The sequence below is a fragment of the Zoogloea sp. JDB1 genome, assembly GCF_056724025.1.
The window spans coordinates 3,468,944-3,487,508 of sequence record NZ_CM161496.1 but is presented as its reverse complement, the minus strand read 5'-3'; the positions used below and the strand labels follow the sequence as shown (position 1 = coordinate 3,487,508).

Sequence of the window (18,565 nt, the reverse complement as noted above, 5' to 3'; positions counted from 1 at the left end):
GTCCTCGCGCGCCCTCCAGCTGGCGATCGCGACGTCTCTGTTCGTGCATGGCCTTCTGCTGCTGGTCAAGCTGAACCCTCCGGAGCAGACACAAGACAGCCCCAGGCTGGAAGCCCGCCTCGCTCCGCCGCCGGCCCCCCGTTCGGAGATCAGGCCGCGCCCGAAACAGCCGGTCAAGGTCGCCGAAGCCGAGCCACGCAAGACGCAGAAGGCACCAAAGCCGAAGACCAAGGCGGCCGAGAACCGTCCCCGCATCCTGACCGCCCGCAAGTCGGACGCACCGGCCATCCGGAGCGCCGAACCCGCACCGACCTGGAGCGTGGCCCAGAAGGAGGAGATGGACAACTTCCTCAACGATCTGGCCCGCGACGCGAAGAAGCCGCCACCACCGCCGCCGACCCTCGCCGAGCGCTCCATGGCGATGGCCCGCGAGATCGGCCGCGAGCAGATGCGCGAGTCTCGCGGGCGCAGTTCGAGCAGCCTGGAAGATCTGGTCGAGCGCATCCCCAACAGCCCGCCGGTAGATCCCTTCAGCCTCGAGTTCTACATGGACGCGCTGGTCAAGAAGCTCAACCGCAGCGCCGCCTTCGTGAAGAACGACCCGCGCACCCGCGGCATCCGCAACGCCTCCATCGAGGTGCGCCTGAACCCGGACGGCTCGCTGAAGAGCTTCAAGGTCGTCAACGCCGGCGACCAGCAGGACGAGATCGCCTTCGTGAAATCGGTGGTAGAGCGGGCAATCCCCTTCTCGGCCTTCCCGCCCGACATCGTGAAATCCGCCAAGTCCCTGGCGCTGATGATCTGCATCCAACCGCCCAGCCTTGGTGGCGGCAGCTTCGGCTTCAGCCGCCGTCCGGACGGCAGCGGCTGCTGAAGCCAGCGCAACGTTCGAGGAGCCACCGTGGGGTACGACGTCATCGGCGACATTCACGGCCAGGCCGACAAGCTCGAAGCCCTGCTGCAGCACATGGGCTACCACGTGCGCGACGGCGTGTGGCGCCACCCGTCGCGCACGGCCGTGTTCGTCGGCGATTTCATCGACCGCGGCCCGCAGCAGCTGCGCACCGTCCGCATCGCCCGCGGCATGGAGGAAAGCGGCGCGGCGCTGGCGGTGATGGGCAACCACGAACTCAACGCCATCGCCTGGCACACGCCGGACCCTCTGCATCCAGGCGAATACCTGCGCCGCCATTACAGCGCCCGCTGGGGACACAAGAACCGCATCCAGCATCAGCGCTTCCTCGACGAGGTGGAGCACGACCCGGCCCTGCACGCCGAGCTCATCGGGTGGTTCCGGACCCTACCCCTGTGGCTGGAACTACCGGGCATCCGCGTCGTGCACGCCTGCTGGCACCAGGGGCTGATGGACTGGCTGAACAGCACAGGCTACGTCGAGAAAGGCCGTCTGCTGCAGACAGCCCTTCCTGACGCCACCCGCGAGCCCGACGACGACTCCGTGACGGATACCCCCGAACCCAGCCTGTTCCGTGCTGCCGAGATCCTCACCAAAGGACTGGAGATCGCGCTGCCGGACGGCGTCTCGTACCAAGACAAGGACGGCATCGCACGCCACCGTATGCGCATCTGCTGGTGGGACCGGGAGGCCATCACCTGCCGGCGTGCTGCCCTCGTGCAGGAGCAACTGCGCAGTCAGTTGCCGGACACGCCGATCCCCGCTTACGCCCGCATCGACAACCAGGACCCGCGGCCGGTGTTCTTCGGCCATTACTGGATGACCGGGCAACCCCACGTGCTCGCGCCGAACGCCGCCTGCGTCGATTACTCGGCCGGCAACGGCGGTCCGCTGGTGGCGTATCGCTGGAACGGGGAAACCCGGCTGAACGACGCCCATTTCTGCTGCGCTCCCTGAGCGCACCTGCCCATCGGCATACAAGTCCGTTCAACTTCGGCGCCGAGTGGGCTAGATTTGGAGCCTCCGCCTCCTGTAAAGGCCCGCGCCATGTCTTGCCTCCTCGCCCTCGACCAGGGCACCAGCAGTAGCCGTGCCATCGTCTTCGACGCGCAGGGCCAGGCCCTCGGCAGCGCCCAGCTCGAATTCCGCCAGTCCTACCCACAACCGGGCTGGGTCGAGCACGACCCGCTGGAGATCTGGCAGACCCAGCTCGACTGTGCTCGCCAGGCCCTGAGCAAGGCCGGGCTGACCGGTGCCGACGTAGCGGCCATCGGCATCGCCAACCAACGCGAGACCACCGTGCTGTGGGAGCGGGCCAGCGGCCGGCCGCTCGCACCAGCCATCGTCTGGCAGGACCGCCGCACCGTGGGCACCTGCGAAGCCCTGCGTGCAGACGGACATGCGGCGCTGATCCGCGCGAAGACCGGCCTGGAGGTGGATGCCTATTTCTCCGCCACCAAGCTGGCCTGGCTGCTCGACCACGTACCGGACGCGCGACGCCGCGCCGCCGCCGACGAGCTGGCCTTTGGCACCATCGACAGCTGGCTGGTGTGGCAACTGACAGGCGGCCGGCTGCACGTCACCGACCCGAGCAATGCCTCGCGCACCATGCTCTTCGACATCCACCGTCAGCGTTGGGACGAGGAATTGCTGGCCCTGTTCGACATTCCCGCCACGCTGTTGCCGGAAGTCGTGGACAGCAGCGGCGTGTTGGGCACAACCGATCCCGCCCTTTTCGGCGGCGCGATTCCCATCGGCGGCCTGGCCGGCGACCAGCAGGCCGCCACCTTCGGCCAGGCCTGCCTGCAGCCCGGCTTGGCGAAAAACACCTATGGCACGGGCTGCTTCCTGATGCTCAACACCGGTGCGCAACCGGTCGAGTCCAGCCATCGCCTGCTCAGCACCCTCGGCTGGCGCATCGGTGGACAGACCACTTACATGCTGGAAGGCAGCGTGTTCATCGGCGGCGCGGTGGTGCAGTGGCTGCGCGACGGGCTGGGGCTGATCCAGCGGGCGGCCGACATCGAGGCTCTCGCCGCCTCGGTGCCGGACGCCGCCGGCGTGGTGCTGGTGCCGGCCTTCGCCGGCCTCGGCGCCCCCTACTGGGACGGCTACGCTCGCGGCACGCTGGTCGGCCTGACCCGCGGTAGCGGCAAGGCCCACATCGCCCGTGCCGCGCTGGAGGCCATCGCGCTGCAGACGGTCAACCTGGTGGACGCCATGAACCGCGACGGCGCCGGCCCGCTGACCGAGCTGCGGGTGGACGGCGGCGCGGCGCGCAACGACCTGCTGATGCAGATCCAGACCGACCTGCTCGGCGTGCCAGTGATCCGCCCACGGCAGACCGAGACGACCGCCCTCGGCGCGGCTTATCTCGCCGGTCTGGCGGTCGGCGTGTGGCACAGCCCCGAAGAGCTGTCCGCTCACTGGCAGGCGGAGCAGGTCTTCGAGCCGGCCTGCAGCCAGGACGAGCGCAGCGCACGCCTCGCCGAATGGCACCGGGCCGTGGAGCGCGCCCGCGGATGGGCCGCGGCATGATGCGCGAAGCTCTGCTCGACCGCCTGCGCCAGACACCACGCTGGGACGTGCTGGTAATCGGTGGCGGCGCCACCGGCCTCGGCTGCGCAGTCGATGCCGCGTCGCGGGGCTATTCGACGCTGCTGCTGGAGGCCCACGATTTCGCCAGGGGCACCAGCTCCCGGTCCACCAAGCTGGTGCACGGTGGCGTCCGCTACCTGGCCCAGGGGCGCATCGGGCTGGTCCACGAGGCGCTGTCCGAACGGGCCCTCCTGCTCGCCAACGCGCCGCATCTGGTCCATCCCCAGCGCTTCGTCGTGCCCATCTACCGCCAGTGGGACCGCCTGCAGCTCGGCGTCGGTTTGGCCGCCTACGACTGGCTGGCCGGCACTCACAGCCTCGGCGCCAGCCGTCCGCTGTCGGTAGAGGAAACCCGCCGCGCGCTGCCCGGCGTGCGCGAAGACGGGCTGGTTGGCGGCATCGCCTACATGGACGCCCGCTTCGACGACGCCCGGCTGGCGATCACGTTGATGCGCACGGTGCTGGATCTGGGCGGGCTGGCGCTCAACCGGCTGCCGGTCACAGGGCTGCGCCATGAGGGAGGGCACGTCGTCGGCGTCGCCGCGCAGGACACGGAAAGCGGTGAAGCCTTCGCGCTATCGGCGCGGGTCGTCGTCAATGCGGCCGGCGTGTGGGCTGACGCCATCCGGCGCCTCGACGACCCGACGAGCGCGGCCCAGTTGAATCCCAGTCAGGGCGTACACATCGTGCTCGACCGGGATTTTCTGCCCGGCGACGCGGCACTGTTGGTGCCGCGCACCGATGACGGCCGTGTGCTGTTCATCATCCCCTGGCAGGGCAAGCTGCTGCTCGGCACCACCGACACGCCGCGGCCGGACATCCCGCTGGAACCCCGGCCGTTGGACGGCGAGGTGGACTTCATCCTCGCCACCGCGGCCCGCTATCTGCGCCGCAAGCCACAACGCAGCGATATCCGCAGCCAGTTCGCCGGCCTGCGCCCGCTGATCGGCGGCAGCGGCAACACGTCGAACCTGTCGCGGGAGCATGTGATCCAGGTCGCACCGAGCGGGCTGGTATCGGTGGCCGGCGGCAAATGGACGACCTACCGGCGCATGGGCGAGGAGATCATCGACCAGGCCGCAGCCGTCGCCGGCCTGCCGGCCCGCCCCTGCCGGACACGCAGCCTGATTCTTCACGGCAGCCCGGCGGCGCCGTCCGACGACGTGTTCGGCACCGACCGCACCGCCGTGGACGCCCTGCCCGGCGCGGGACACCGGCTGCACCCGGCGCTGTCCCTCAGCGAAGCGGAAGTCCGCTTCGCCGCCCGGGAGGAACAGGCCCGCGACGTGGAGGACGTATTGGCCCGCCGCCATCGGGCGCTGTTCGTGGACGCTACGGCGGCCATCGAAGCTGCACCAGCGGTCGCGGCGATCCTCGCCGATGAGCTGGGCTGGAGCACGGAACGCACTGACGAAATGACGGAAGCCTTCCGCCGGCTGGCAGAAGGCTTCCGCTGAAGGCGTGGCCTGAAGGGATTCAGGCCGGGACGATCAGGCCTTCGTCTCTGCGATGCGCTTGGCGATGTGTTCCAGCGCCTCTTCCACCTGGTCGATGAGGATCAGGCACAGGTCGCCGGATTCGAGCTTCTGCAGCGCGCTGTCGATGGCCGTGAACTCGCCGCGGATCTCGCAGATGCTCTTGGTGCGCGGTGCGCCCACCAGCCCCTCCTGCAGCAGCGCCAGCACCTCGCCGTCAGCACGGCCGCGCTGGCAGTCGTCCTGGTACAGCACCACGTCGTCGAAGACCTTGCCGAGGATGCGGGTCTGCTCGCGGATATCCTCGTCGCGACGGTCGCCGGCACCGCTGATGACCACCGAGCGGCGCTTGGCAGGCATGCTCTCGACGGCCTGCACCAGCGCCAGGATGGCATCCGGGTTATGGCCGTAGTCGGCGATCAGCGTGGCGCCCTTGTAGTCGAACACGTTGAAGCGGCCCGGCGCGTTGGCGGCGTCGTTCACGAAGCTCGCGGCGCCGGCGATGATGGTCTCCGGCGGAACGCCCAGCGCCCACGTGGCGGCGATGGCGGCCATGGCGTTCTCGACCTGGAAGGAGATAACACCGTTGCGGGTGATCGGGATGCCGGCCAGCGGCACGCGGAACTCCTCGCTACCCTGGGCCGCGACGATCGCGTCGTCGTCCACGAAGACCACCCGGTGACCCTGCACTCGGTGGGTGACCAGCACGTGGTTGTACTGGTCGGCGGCGAAGAACAGCACCGAGCCCGGGCAGGCACTGGCCATCTTGACGACCATCGGGTCGGCGGCGTTGAGCACCGCAGTACCGCTGGACTTCACGTTCTGCACGATGACCCGCTTCACCACCGCCAGGTCTTCGACGGTGCTGATGTAGGACAGGCCCAGGTGGTCGCCCATGCCGATGTTGGTCACCACCGCCACGTCGCAGCGGTCGAAGGCCAGGCCTTCGCGCAGCACACCGCCACGAGCGGTCTCGAACACCGCAGCATCCACGTCAGGGTGGAGCAGGATGTTGCGGGCGCTGCGCGGGCCGCTGCAGTCGCCGGTGTCGATGCGGCGCTTGCCGACGTAGACGCCGTCGGAGTTGGTCATGCCGACCCGGTTGCCGGCCACGCCGAGGATGTGGGCGGACAGGCGCACGGTGGTCGTCTTGCCATTGGTGCCAGCCACCGCGATGACCGGGATACGGCCGTCTTCACCGGGCTTGAACATGTTGGCGACGATGGCCTCGCCGACCGGGCGGCCCTTGCCGTAGGACGGCTGCAGGTGCATGCGCAGGCCGGGCGCCGCGTTGGCTTCGACGATGCCGCCGCTCTGGGCTTCCAGCGGCTCCAGCACGCTCTCGCAGACCACGTCCACGCCGCAGATGTCGAGGCCGATGTTCTTGGCCGCGGCAATCGCCCGCTCGGCGACTTCGGGGTGCACGTCGTCCGTCACGTCGGTGGCGGTGCCGCCAGTGGACAGGTTGGCGTTGTTACGCAGGATCACGCGCTTGCCCTTGGGCGGCACGGAACCGGCCTCGTAGCCCTGCTTGGCGAGGGTAGCAACGGCGATCTCATCGAAGCGGATCTTGGTCAACGAGGTAGCGTGGCCGACACCACGGCGCGGATCGCTGTTCACGTGGTCCACCAGCTCGCGGATGGTGCGCTGGCCATCGCCGATGACCAGCGGCGGCTCGCGGCGGGCGGCGGCGATCAGCTTGTCGCCGACCACCAGCAGGCGGTAGTCGTGGCCCGGCAGGTAGCGCTCCACCAGCACGTCGTCGCTGATCTCCTCGGCGACGCGGAAGGCGTTCATCACCTCATCCTTGGTGCGCAGCTTGACCGCCACGCCCTTGCCCTGGTTGCCGTCACGGGGCTTCACAACGACGAGGCCGCCGAGTTCCTTGGCAGCCTGCCAGGCGTCTTCCGCACTGGTCACGGAGCGGCCCAGCGGCACCGGCACGCCGGCGGCGCGCAGCAGGTTCTTGGTGAGTTCCTTGTCCTGGGCGATAGCCTCGGCCACGGCGCTGGTCAGGTCGGTCTCGGCGGCCTGGATGCGGCGCTGCTTGCTGCCCCAGCCGAACTGCACGAGGCTGCCTTCAGTGAGGCGGCGATAGGGAATGCCCCGGGCAACGGCGGCCTGCACGATGGACCCGGTGGACGGCCCGAGGCGCACGTCCTCGTCCAGTTCGCGCAGGCGGGCCAGCGCGCCGGCCAGGTCGAAGGGGCCGTCGGTCTCGGCGGCGCGGCACAGCTCGGTGGCCAGTTCGAAGGCCAGACGGCCGACCTTTTCTTCGGTGTACTCCACCACCACCTGGAAGACGCCCTTCTCGATGGTCTTGGCGGTGCGGCTGAAGGTCACCGGACAACCGGCGCAGGCCTGCAGGCCGAGGGCGGCGAGTTCCAGCGCCTGAGCCACGGAGCTGGCGCCCATGTGGCCGTCGGCCTCGAGGAAGCCCATTTCAGGGAAGAGGTTGCGCAGCCGAGTCTCGTAACCCGGAATGGAGTCGATGTCGCACTCCGCTTCGGTGCAGGTCACGATGGCTTCGATCGCGGTGTGCCGGCTCCACAGATTGGGGCCGCGCAGAGCCCGGATGCGTGAGACTTCCATGGATAACAGTCCTTGTCGTTTTTCTCAGGGGCCACCAACGTCGGGCAGCCCTTCATCATTGTTCAGTGGCGGCTCAGTCGTTGCGCAGCGGCGCTTTGGGATCGTAGGGCTTGACGCCGGCACGGATCATCGCCGGCGACACGCCCAACGCCCAGGCACCCGCCACCGCGGCCAGCAGGTTGGACAGCACGCCCGGTTCGTCGCCGCCGCCATCGGCCAGCAGCTTGATCTTCGCCAGGCGGGCGACCGGATCTTCCTGCTCGCCGGTGGCCAGCACGATGGCACCGTCCTTCACGAAGACCGTGCGACGGCCCTCGCTGCGGGCCTGCACGACGGCCTCGGCATTGGGATCGACCGCATAGAAGATCACCTCGCCGTCGGACAGGGAGGCCATCTCGACGACCGCCGGATCTTCGGCGTTGAGCACCGCCGCACCGCTGGACAGCACCAGGTCCACCTGGGTGCGGAAGACGTTCCAGACCTTTTCCGGAGAGTCGATGTAGAACTCGCCGTAGTGGAGCTCCGGATCGATGTTGGTGACGACGCCCACCGAGCAGCGGTCGTACACGGTGCCATCGCCGAGGATGCTTCGGCAGCCGTTCTCGAACACCGCGGTTTCGACGGAGCGGTTCATCAGCACCCGCTCGGCGGCATCCCAGTTGGTGCCTTCGGCGGTTTCCACCTGGCGACCGTCGAGGAACACGCCCTCGGAGCAGGCCAGGCCGGTGTACTGGCCGGACAGGCGGGACAGGTGGGCGATCAGGCGGGCCACCGGCGTCTTGCCGCGACTGCCGGTGACGCCGACGATAGGAATGCGCGCGTCAGCATCCTTCTCGAACAGGTGATCGACGATCGCCTCACCCACCGGACGCGGCTGGCCGACACCCGGCTTGATGTGCATCAGCAGGCCCGGGCCGGCATTGACTTCGACGATGGCGCCCTGCTGCTCGCTCAGGGGCTTGGAGATGTCCTCGCAGACCAGGTCCACGCCGGCGATGTCGAGGCCGACGATGCGCGCTGCCAGGCAAGCCAGCTCGGCGGTATCGGGATGCACTTCGTCGGTCACGTCGAAGGCCATGTTGCTGGTGCGGACGATCATCACCTCCTGGCCTTCCGGCGGCACCGAGGCGCCGGTATAGCCCTGGCGCGCCACTTCCATCTGGGCGGCCGGGTAGTTTTCCAGCTTGATCAGGTACAGCGGGAACTCGTGCTCGACGCCACGGCGCGGGTCGGAGTTGATCTGGGTCTCGATCAGTGCGTCGATGCTGTGCACGCCGTCGCCGATCACCGACACCATGTCGCCCTTGTTGGCGGCGACCATCTTGCCGCCGACGACCAGCAGGCGGTGCTCGGCGCCCTTCACGAAGCGCTCGACCATCACCTCGGAGCCTTCCGCGGCCGACAACGGGAACACGTCCGCCACTTCCTGCGGGGTGCGGATGTTGGTGAACACGCCGCGGGCATGGTTGCCGTCGCTGGGCTTCACCACCACCGGGAAGCCGATGTCCTCGGCGGCCTCGATGGCGTCCTCGACGCTGGTCACGATGCGGCCTTCCGGCACCGGCACGCCGCAGGATTCCAGCAGCGTCTTGGTCAGGTCCTTCTCGCGGGAGATGCTCTCGGCGATGGCTGGCGTGCGGTCGGTCTCGGCAGTCCAGATGCGGCGCTGGCGGGCACCGTAGCCGAGCTGTACGAGATTGCCCTCGGACAGCAGGCGGATGTAGGGGATGCGGCGCTGCTTGTCGGCGGCGGCCTCGACGATGCAGCGGGTGCTCGGGCCGAGCATGTGCTTGTCTACCAGGTCGCGCAGGCGCAGCACGGCGGCGTCCACATCGTAGGGCCGGCCTTCGATGGCCGCCATCAGGAGGTCGTGGCCCATGTTGAGGGCGGCCATCGACACGTCCTTCTGCCAGGCGCGGATCACCACCTTGTAAACGCCGCGCAGCGAGGTTTCGCGCGCCTTGCCGAAGCCACCCGACATGCCGGCAAGGTTCTGCAACTCGAGCGTGACGTGCTCAAGGATGTGTCCCGGCCAGGTCCCGTCCCGCAGGCGCTTGAGGAAGCCGCCCCGCTCACCGATGCTGCAACGGTGCTCGATGAGGGTCGGCAGCATCGCCGTCAGCCGCTCATAGAAACCCGGGATCACATTGGACGGGCAGTCTTCCAGGTCGTGGATGTCGACCCAGGCTTCGAGGACTGAGCGATAGGTCCAGATGTTCGGTCCCCGCAGGTGGAGCACATTGAGGAATTCGATCGTTTTATTGGTCATGGACGGGACACTTCGGAAGTAACGGGCCTGTTTACGGCACTCAGCAACGGAAACGCAATCTCCCCTTAACGCAGACGCAGCCGCCAGGATTACCTGAAGGAAAAATTAACGGGTCGGCGATGCGTCTGGCCACCCGCCGGGTATACGCGCATGTAACGAGTCAGTAAACTTCGGGCGCAATTTTGCCCTACGCTGGCCCTCTTCTGGGGCCTAATCGCGTCGCCGAGATGAATTCAGAGTCCTCCGTCCTTCCTTCCGCCTATTCCGACTACCTCGGACCGGCCGTGCCCGACAGCTGGCGCCCCCTCCTCGACAAGGCCCTGCAGGCCGGTGAAAAGGTTCTGGCCAGCCTCAATCTCGATCTCGACGCCACGCTGCAGTTTCGCAGCGGCCTGGTAGCCCTGACCGACCGCCGCCTGCTGGCCTGGGACCTGCAGGCCAAGGACTGGCAGGTGTGGACCTTCCGTAGTGGCATGGCCCTGCGCCACCGCGACCACGCCGGCGTGGCCAGCCTCGACCTGGTGGACGGCAACGGCAAACTGGCCGGCTGGCGCTTCACGCTGGCCCAGGATCCGGCCGCCCGCAACCTGGCCGACCGTTTCCACGCCCAGCTCGAATGCGTGCTGGCCGGCCGTGAGCCGACTCCACCCGAACCGCTCACCTGTCCGACCTGCGACGCGCCGCTGCCGCCGGGCACCGACGAGTGCCCAACCTGCGCCCGCGAGATCCACACCCCGCCGTCCACCTGGACCCTGTTCCGCCTGTGGCGCTTCGCCCAACCCTACAAGAGCCAGTTGCTGGCCGGCTTCATCCTTACGCTGATATCGACGGCCGCCACCTTGGTGCCGCCCTACCTCACCATGCCGCTGATGGACGAGGTGCTGATCCCCTTCCAGAACGGACAGCCCATCGATACCCACCGGGTCACGATGATGCTGGGTGGCTTGCTGGTCGCCGCGCTGTTCGCCTGGGGCCTCGGCTGGGCCAAGACCTACATCCTCGCGCTGGTCAGCGAGCGCATCGGCGCCGACCTGCGCACCACCACCTACGAGCACCTGCAGGGCCTGTCGCTGGAATACTTCGGCGGCAAGCGCACCGGCGACCTGATGGCCCGCATCGGCTCGGAGACCGACCGGATCTGCCTGTTCCTGTCGATGAACCTGCTCGACTTCGCCACCGACTGCCTGATGATCGCGATGACCGCGGTGATCCTGGTGTCGATCAACCCGTGGCTGGCCCTCGTCACCCTGGTGCCGCTGCCCTTCATCGCCTGGCTGATCCACACCGTGCGCGACAAGCTGCGCTACGGTTTCGAACAGGTGGACCGGGTGTGGTCCGAAGTCACCAGCGTGCTCGCGGACACCATTCCGGGCATCCGGGTGGTGAAGGCCTTCGCGCAGGAAAAGCGCGAAGTCTCGCGCTTTCGCGAGGCCAACGCCCGCAACCTGGCGGTCAATGACCGGGTGAACAAGGTGTGGTCGGTGTTCTCGCCCACCGTCACGTTGATGACCGAAATCGGCCTGCTCATCGTGTGGGGCTTCGGCATCTGGCTGGTATCAGGAAAATCCGTCACCGTCGGTACGCTGGCCGCCTTCCTGGCCTATATCTCGCGCTTCTACACCCGCCTTGACTCCATGAGCCGGATCGTCTCGGTAACGCAGAAGGCCGCCGCCGGCGCCAAGCGCATCTTCGATATCCTCGACCACGTTTCCAGCGTGCCCGACCCGGCGAATCCGCAGCACCTGCCCAAGGTCACCGGCGCCATCGAGGTCAAACGGGTCGGCTTCCGCTACGGCAACCGTACCATCCTGCGCGGCGTGGACCTCAACATCGCGCCGGGCGAGATGATCGGCCTGGTCGGGCACTCAGGCTCCGGCAAGAGCACGCTGGTCAACCTGATCTGCCGCTTCTACGACGTGACCGACGGCGCCATCCGCATCGAAGGCATGGACATCCGCTCGGTGCCGGTCGCCGAGTACCGCCGCAACATCGGTCTGGTGCTGCAGGAGCCCTTCCTGTTCTTCGGCACCATCGCCGAGAACATCGCCTATGGCAAACCCGACGCGACCCGCGAAGAGATCATCACCGCCGCCCGCGCCGCCCATGCCCACGACTTCATCCTGCGCCTGCCGCAAGGCTACGACTCCCTGGTCGGCGAACGCGGCCAGGCTTTGTCCGGCGGCGAGCGCCAGCGCATCTCCATCGCCCGCGCGCTGCTGATCGACCCGCGCATCCTGATCCTCGACGAAGCCACCTCGGCGGTGGATACCGAGACCGAGATGGAAATCCAGGCCGCACTGGAAAACCTCATCCGCGGCCGCACCACTATCGCCATCGCCCACCGCCTGTCCACGCTGCGCAAGGCCGACCGGCTGGTGGTGCTCGACCGTGGCCAGATCGTCGAGATCGGCAACCACGAAGCACTGATGGAAAAACAGGGCGCCTACTTCCGCCTCTACGAAGCCCAGACGCGCAAACTGGACGATGGCGCCCTCGCCGCCGAAAAGCCCCGCGTCCCCTTCCACCGCGCCCACACCCCTGCCTGAAGATCACGCCATGCCCACGCCAAACATCCCGCTGGAACGCAATGCCTTCGGCCAGCTTGTCTTCATCGACGAAACCGGCAAGGCCCAGCTGATCACCCCGGTACGCGCCTTCCCGATCGCTGCCCCGGCCGAGAGCATCGGCCTGATCAACGGCGACGGCGAGGAAGTCGCCTGGATCGACCGCCTCGCCGATCTGCCCGAGCAGCCGCGCAAGCTGCTCGAGGAAGAGATGGCCAGCCGCGAGTTCATGCCGGTGATCCAGCGTATCCACAGCGTGTCCAGCTTTGCCACCCCCAGCACTTGGGAGATCGAGACCGACCGTGGCCCGACCAGCATGGTGCTGAAAGGCGAGGAAGACATCCGCCGTCTCACCCCGCCGGCCCTGCTAATTGCCGACAGCCGCGGCATCCACTTCCTGATCCGCGACCGCTACGGGCTGGACGCCCACAGCAAGCGGCTGCTGGACCGCTTCCTGTAATCTGCTCCATCCGGCGCAGCCTGGCTCATCCGCCAGGCTGCGCCAGCCAGTATCAAACGGAGGCCGACCGGCGCCCGACCCAGTCAGTCGCCGCCCCCTCCTCCACAACTGCTGCAACCGCTTCCCCCATCCCCACCAGAGCCACCGTCGGCGGAGCCGTCGCCATGTCCATGGCCACCGCCGTGCCCAGAGCCGCAATCTCCGATTCCATCCGCTGCGCAGGAACCGCCGCATCCGATGTCGCTGGCGCAATAGGCCGGGATGCCCAGCGCGTTCTCCACGCCGGAACAATCAAGCACATAGTGGAAGCCATCTGGAATCTGCAGCAGCGCATCCAGCGCGAAGAGCATTGGTAGCCGGTCCGGCTTGTTGGGATCGATGCCTTCGAAACGGCAGGCATGCAGCCAGGTGCGTCGCAGGCCTTGCTGAGCCGACACCGGCGTCACCATATGCTCGGCCGGCGTATGGTCGAGGAAGCGCCCCAGCCCACGGGCGCAGAACTGCCGATAACCCCGCGTGAACAGGATGAACTCGTGCCAGGCTACGTCCACCGCCTGGCTCGGCATGGACACCATGCGCCCCTGGGCCGCATTGGCTGCGCGAAAGAAGCTGCGCAGCTCGCGGGTGACCAGGTCTACCTGCTCGGTGCTGAGATGGGGATAGGTCTGCCCGAGCTTGCGGCCGAGACTGGCCGGAAACCGGAAAGCGTCCAGGAAACGCTCCCTCACCTTCCGACGCCATCTCCGCCAGACGATCACCAGCACGCCGAGCAAGCCCCCAACCAGCAACAGCTTGGGCAGCCCGTGGCGCCATGCGCCGCTGCCCGCCGCCAGTGCGAGCCCTGCCAGCACCAGCGTAGCCACGATCGTCCCGCCGCGCCTGCTCCCTTTTACCGTTTCCATCGCCACGCGCCTCCCAGAGCACCGCAGAGGATTCTATCGACAGCCGGCCGTATTTTCATGCCATATCGTTAATCTGCATCACCGTTCCTTAACAAAACCGCAGCCGCCCCGTAACCCGCGCTTCTTAGTCTTGCCTTGAAGACCCCATTTCGAGCTATTCCAATCAATTCCGGGTCGTTCGCCCTCCAGGAGAGTCCATGAAGAATTTTTTGCGCGCCCTTGAAATCCAGCGGTGGGACGATCATCGCTTCTACCACCACAGCCGCATGAACCAGACCCTGCACTTCATCAGTGCGGTGAGCTTCCTGGTAGCGTATTCGCTGGTGTTCGTCGATCCGGTGAAGGCGGCGCTGATCGGCTGGCTGATCTCCATGGTCACCCGCCAATCCGGCCACTTCTTCTTCGAGCCCCTCGGCTACGACGAAGAAAACCAGGTCACTAACGACTACAAGGAAGCCGTGAAGGTCGGCTACAACCTCAAGCGCAAGGTCGTACTGCTGGCGATCTGGGCCTTCATCCCGGTCGCCCTGTGGCTCAACCCGACGATGTTCGGCCTGTTCGAAGCCCACACCAATGTCGGCGGCTTCATCGACCACCTGGGCCTGATGTGGCTGGGCCTCGGCGTCAGCGGCCTGCTGTTCCGCACCGTCCACCTGTTCTTCCTGAAGGACGTGCAGACCGGGCTGGTGTGGCTGACCAAGATCCTCACCGACCCGTACCACGACATCAAGCTGTACCACAAGGCACCGCTGTACCTGCTGCGCGACCTGCGCGCCCGCCAGGCGGCGTAAGCCCTTCCGGCGCCGCTCCAGCCCCTGCGGGCGGAGCGGCGTTTTCACGTCTACTTCCCGAGAAAGCGATGGCTCAGCATCTCCTTCAGGATGCGCCGGCGGATGCCCTTGTTGGTCAGGCTGCCGTCATTCCACCACCAGCCGTCCGCCTCCATCTGCCGCGCGGCAGCGACGAAACGATCGGCAACGGCCTCGAAGTCCGCGTCGGTGTAGTTGAGGCTAAAGATGAAGCGGCCCGTCCCGACCCAGCTGAGCGCCAGGCCTTCGGCCCGCAGGTAGTACTGCAACATCCAGTTGTAGCGGCTCGGGCGGGTGTAGAAGACGGTCCAGATCGACGACACGTTGGCCACCTGCACCGGCAAGCCTTCGGCCTTGAGGCGCAGGTTAAGGCGTTCGGCGCGGCTGTTCCAGCGCTCGTCGAGGCCGGCGTAGAGAGCCTGCACCTCGGGCGTCTCGATACGCTCCAGGAATTCGGCCATCGCGCCCATCACGTAGGGATGGGAATTGAAGGTGCCGCGGGCGAAGCAGATGTCCGCCGGACGCTCGTCACGGAAACGCTTCATCAGTTCGCGCCGGCCGCACACCACGCCGATCGGCATGCCGCCCCCGAGGGTCTTGCCGTAGGTGACCATGTCGGCCTGTACGCCGAAGTATTCCTGCGCGCCGCCCGGCGCCAGCCGGAAGCCGACGAAGACCTCGTCGAAAATCAGCACGATGCCGCGCTCGGTACACACCTGGCGCAGCTGCTTCAGCCACGCGGTGTAGGCCGCCCGGTCGAAGCCCGCCTTGCGGGAGCTGTCCACCAGCGACGAATCCCCCGGCGCCGCGCCGTTGGGGTGCAGAGCCTGCAGCGGGTTGATCAGCACGCAGGCGATGTCCTTGCGCCGGCGCAGCACGCGCAGCGCGTCCTCGTGCATGTCCTTCAGGGTGTAAGTCTGGTTGGCCGCCACCGGGTTGCCGACACCCGGCTGCACGTCGCCCCACCAGCCGTGGTAGGCGCCGCAGAAGCGTACCAGGTGGGTCCGGCCGGTGTGGTAGCGGGCCAGCCGCACCGCCTGCATCACCGCCTCGGTGCCCGACATGTGGAAGGACACCTCATCCAGCCCGGAGATCGCCTTCAGGCGCTGCACGTTGTAGGCGAGCAGCGGATGGTAGGCGCCGAGCACCGGGCCGAGGGCTTCCACGCGCGCCGCGCCGCGGGCCATGCAGTCCTTGTAGAAGTCGTAGCCGAACACATTGACGCCGTAGGAGCCGGTCAGGTCGTAGAAGACGTTGCCGTCCAGATCGGTGACCGTCACGCCGCTCGATGCCTTCACGAAGGAACCGCCCTTGAGGTGCTGGCGCACCAGCCGGCTGTACTGGAAGGGCACCCGGTAGGCGCCGGTGAACTGCATGTCCGACACGCCTTCCTGGGTCTCGGCGCTCATCGCCGCGCTGGCCGCGAAACGCGTGCGGTACAGCTCGGCGAGGCGGAAGAAGGCTTCCCGGCGCTTCGCTTCGACCTCCGCCGGCGCGTCGTCGCTGCAGAAGAACACCGCCTCGTCGTACTCGTAGAAGGGCAGCAGCTTTGCCACCCGGCGGGACATCTTGGCGTGCCCCGCCAGCGACGGGTGCTTGCCCTTCGACAGCTCCAGCCGGCGCTTCGCCTTCAGAACCAGACCGGGCAGTGCCAGCGCCCCGAACCCAGCCAATACCAATGCATCTTCCACGTAGTGCACTCCACAACTGAAAGATGAATGATTTAACCGACCCCAGTTACAAAACCATGAAAAACCCCAGCCTGCTCGCCCGCCTGACGAACCAGGAAGACCTCAACTTCCTGCTCACCAACCGCCTGCCGCGTGCGCTGCTGACCCGCTTCGTCGGCTGGTTCAGCAAGATCGAACATCCCCTCGTCGCCCGCTTATCCATCGCCATATGGAAAGCCTTCGCCGACCTGGACCTGTCGGAAGCGAAGAAGCAGGAATTCCGCAGCATGCACGACTGCTTCACGCGGGAGCTGAAGGACGGCGCGCGGACCATAGCCACCGACCCGGCGGTGCTCAGCAGTCCCTGCGACGCCATCGTCGGCGCCTGCGGTTCGCTCGACGGCGTCACCGCCCTGCAGGCCAAGGGTGCGCCCTACCCGCTCATCGACCTGCTCGGCGACCCGGCGCTGGTGGACACCTACCGGGACGGCAACTACGTGACGCTGCGCCTCAAGTCGAGCATGTACCACCGCTTCCATTCCCCGGCGGACCTGCAGGTGGAGCACGTCACCTACATCTCCGGCGACGTGTGGAACGTCAATCCGCCAGCCCTCAAGCGGGTCGAGCGCCTGTATTGCAAGAACGAGCGGGCGGTGATCCGTACCCGCCTCACCGACGGCGCCCCGCTGACCCTGGTACCGGTGGCGGCGATCCTCGTCGCCAGCATCCGCCTGCACTGGCTGGATGTATTGCTGCACATCCGCTACCGCGGTCCCAACGAAATCCCCGCCACCGCCCGCTTCGCCAAGGGCCAGGAGATGGGCTGGTTCCAGCACGGCTCGACGATCATCGTCTTCGCGCCGAAGGGCTTCAGCCTGTGCGCGGGCATCGGCGAAGGCAGCCCGATCCGCATGGGCGAACCGCTGCTGCGCCGTCCAGACGTGGCTTGAGCGCGTATAGCGTGAATCCAATCCCACAACTATTCGATAAAGGAAATCAGCCTATTATATAAATTGCATTTTCAAAATAGTTGGCATCTTCCACACTTGATCTACATCAAATCAAATCAGGAGACGCCATGAACACCACCCCCAACGCGCTGCCGGTCATCATCGCCGGTGGCGGCATCGGCGGCCTCGCCGCCGCCCTCGCCCTGACCCGCCGGGGCTTCTCCGTGAAGGTGCTCGAACAGGCCGCGCAGATCGGCGAGATCGGCGCCGGCATCCAGCTCGGCCCCAACGCCTTCCACGCCTTCGACGCCCTCGGCGTCGGCGACAAGGCCCGCGGCCGCGCCGTGTATACCGACTACATGGTCATGCACGACGCCCTCGACGAGAGTGTCGTCGGCCGCATCCCCACCGGCGAGGCCTTCCGCAAGCGTTTCGGCAATCCCTACGCGGTGATCCATCGGGTGGATGTGCACATGTCCCTCCTCGAAGGCGCCCAGGAAACCGGCCGCGTCGAGTTCCTGACCTCCACCCACGTCAGCCGCATCGAGCAGGATGCCGACAGCGTGACGGTGTACGACCAGCACGGCAACGCCCACCGCGGCATCGCGCTGATCGGCGCCGACGGCGTGCGCTCGGTGGTGCGTGAGCAATTCGTCGGCGATCCGGCCCGCGTCACCGGCCACGTGGTGTACCGCGCGGTTGTGGACAAGAAGGACTTCCCGGAAGACCTGCAGTGGAACGCCGCCAGCATCTGGGTCGGCCCCAACTGCCACCTGGTCCACTACCCGCTGCGCGGTGGCGAGCAATACAACGTGGTGGTCACCTTCCACAGCCGCCAGCAGGAGGAATGGGGCGTCACCGAAGGCAGCGCCGAGGAGGTTCAGAGCTACTTCCAGGGCATCTGCCCTAAGGCCCGCCAGCTGATTGAGCTGCCCAAGAGCTGGAAGCGCTGGGCCACTGCCGACCGCGAGCCGATCGGCCAATGGACCTTCGGCCGCGTGACCCTGCTTGGCGACGCCGCCCACCCGACCACCCAGTACATGGCCCAGGGCGCCTGCATGGCGATGGAAGACGCGGTCACCCTCGGCGAAGCCCTGCGCGTCCACGACAACGACTTCGTCAAGGCCTTCGACCTCTACCAGCGCTCCCGCGTGGCCCGCACCGCCCGCATCGTGCTGTCGTCCCGCGAGATGGGCCGCATCTACCACGCCAAGGGCGTCGAGCGCCTGGTGCGCAACGACCTGTGGAAGGGGCGCAGCGCCGAGCGCTTCTACGACGCGATGGAATGGCTGTACGGCTGGAACGCCGACAACTGCCTGGCCAAAGACTGAGCCCATCCATTCGAACCCAAACAGGAAACCGA

13 protein-coding genes are annotated in these 18,565 nt (G+C 67.1%); 9 read left to right on the top strand and 4 right to left on the bottom strand.

Going from position 1 to position 18,565, the window contains the following annotated elements:
• Positions 1-43 precede the first annotated feature (43 nt).
• The 4 genes from AC1PPK_RS15715 (at position 44) to AC1PPK_RS15700 (ending at position 4,968) form a co-directional block, all read left to right on the top strand.
• Positions 44-874, top strand: coding sequence for a hypothetical protein (locus tag AC1PPK_RS15715; protein WP_481113970.1), 831 nt, complete (start codon positions 44-46; stop codon positions 872-874).
• 27 nt (positions 875-901) lie between these two features.
• Entirely contained in the window at positions 902-1,870 is a 969-nt protein-coding gene (locus AC1PPK_RS15710; protein ID WP_481113969.1) for a metallophosphoesterase, read from the top strand.
• Positions 1,871-1,960: 90 nt separating this feature from the next.
• Positions 1,961-3,451, top strand: coding sequence for a glycerol kinase GlpK (gene glpK, locus AC1PPK_RS15705; protein ID WP_481113968.1), 1,491 nt, complete (start codon positions 1,961-1,963; stop codon positions 3,449-3,451).
• Entirely contained in the window at positions 3,448-4,968 is a 1,521-nt protein-coding gene (locus AC1PPK_RS15700) for a glycerol-3-phosphate dehydrogenase/oxidase (RefSeq protein ID WP_481113967.1), read from the top strand. The genes glpK and AC1PPK_RS15700 overlap by 4 nt, the downstream gene beginning before the upstream one ends.
• A 33-nt stretch (positions 4,969-5,001) precedes the next feature.
• Here the strand turns inward: AC1PPK_RS15700 and cphA are convergent, their stop codons facing one another.
• Both cphA and AC1PPK_RS15690 read right to left on the bottom strand, forming a co-directional pair.
• Positions 5,002-7,578 (bottom strand): cyanophycin synthetase, encoded by a 2,577-nt coding sequence (cphA, locus tag AC1PPK_RS15695; protein ID WP_481113966.1) that lies wholly within the window; start codon positions 7,576-7,578, stop codon positions 5,002-5,004.
• A 73-nt stretch (positions 7,579-7,651) separates the two neighbouring features.
• The gene (locus AC1PPK_RS15690) at positions 7,652-9,847 is read right to left on the bottom strand and encodes a cyanophycin synthetase (protein WP_481113965.1); all 2,196 of its coding nucleotides are present in this window, start codon (positions 9,845-9,847) and stop codon (positions 7,652-7,654) included.
• A 227-nt stretch (positions 9,848-10,074) separates the two neighbouring features.
• Here AC1PPK_RS15690 and AC1PPK_RS15685 point away from each other — a divergent pair, with 227 nt between their 5' ends.
• Together AC1PPK_RS15685 and AC1PPK_RS15680 are read left to right on the top strand one after the other, a co-directional pair.
• Positions 10,075-12,393 (top strand): cyanophycin metabolism-associated ABC transporter, encoded by a 2,319-nt coding sequence (locus tag AC1PPK_RS15685; RefSeq protein WP_481113964.1) that lies wholly within the window; start codon positions 10,075-10,077, stop codon positions 12,391-12,393.
• Between the two features lie 10 nt (positions 12,394-12,403).
• A complete protein-coding gene (locus AC1PPK_RS15680) occupies positions 12,404-12,871 on the top strand; it encodes a cyanophycin metabolism-associated DUF1854 family protein (protein WP_481113963.1) in 468 nt (155 codons plus the stop codon).
• An 83-nt stretch (positions 12,872-12,954) separates the two neighbouring features.
• Here the strand turns inward: AC1PPK_RS15680 and AC1PPK_RS15675 are convergent, their stop codons facing one another.
• On the bottom strand, positions 12,955-13,734 hold the full coding sequence (locus AC1PPK_RS15675; RefSeq protein ID WP_481113962.1) for a glycine-rich domain-containing protein: 780 nt from the start codon (positions 13,732-13,734) through the stop codon (positions 12,955-12,957).
• A 236-nt stretch (positions 13,735-13,970) separates the two neighbouring features.
• On the opposite strand from AC1PPK_RS15675, the gene AC1PPK_RS15670 reads away from it, so the two are divergent.
• Positions 13,971-14,564: a hypothetical protein gene (locus AC1PPK_RS15670; RefSeq protein ID WP_481113961.1), complete on the top strand. Its 594-nt coding sequence runs from the start codon at positions 13,971-13,973 to the stop codon at positions 14,562-14,564.
• A gap of 50 nt (positions 14,565-14,614) precedes the next feature.
• Here AC1PPK_RS15670 and AC1PPK_RS15665 read toward each other — a convergent pair whose 3' ends face one another.
• Positions 14,615-16,273 carry an aminotransferase class III-fold pyridoxal phosphate-dependent enzyme gene (locus AC1PPK_RS15665; protein ID WP_481113960.1) on the bottom strand — a complete coding sequence of 553 codons (1,659 nt, stop codon included), beginning with the start codon at positions 16,271-16,273 and terminating at the stop codon, positions 14,615-14,617.
• Positions 16,274-16,329: 56 nt separating this feature from the next.
• Between AC1PPK_RS15665 and asd the strand changes: the two genes are divergently transcribed.
• Positions 16,330-17,202, top strand: coding sequence for an archaetidylserine decarboxylase (gene asd / locus AC1PPK_RS15660; protein ID WP_481113959.1), 873 nt, complete (start codon positions 16,330-16,332; stop codon positions 17,200-17,202).
• Between the two features lie 128 nt (positions 17,203-17,330).
• On the top strand, positions 17,331-18,533 hold the full coding sequence (locus AC1PPK_RS15655) for a 3-hydroxybenzoate 6-monooxygenase (RefSeq protein WP_481113958.1): 1,203 nt from the start codon (positions 17,331-17,333) through the stop codon (positions 18,531-18,533).
• Positions 18,534-18,565 lie beyond the last annotated feature (32 nt).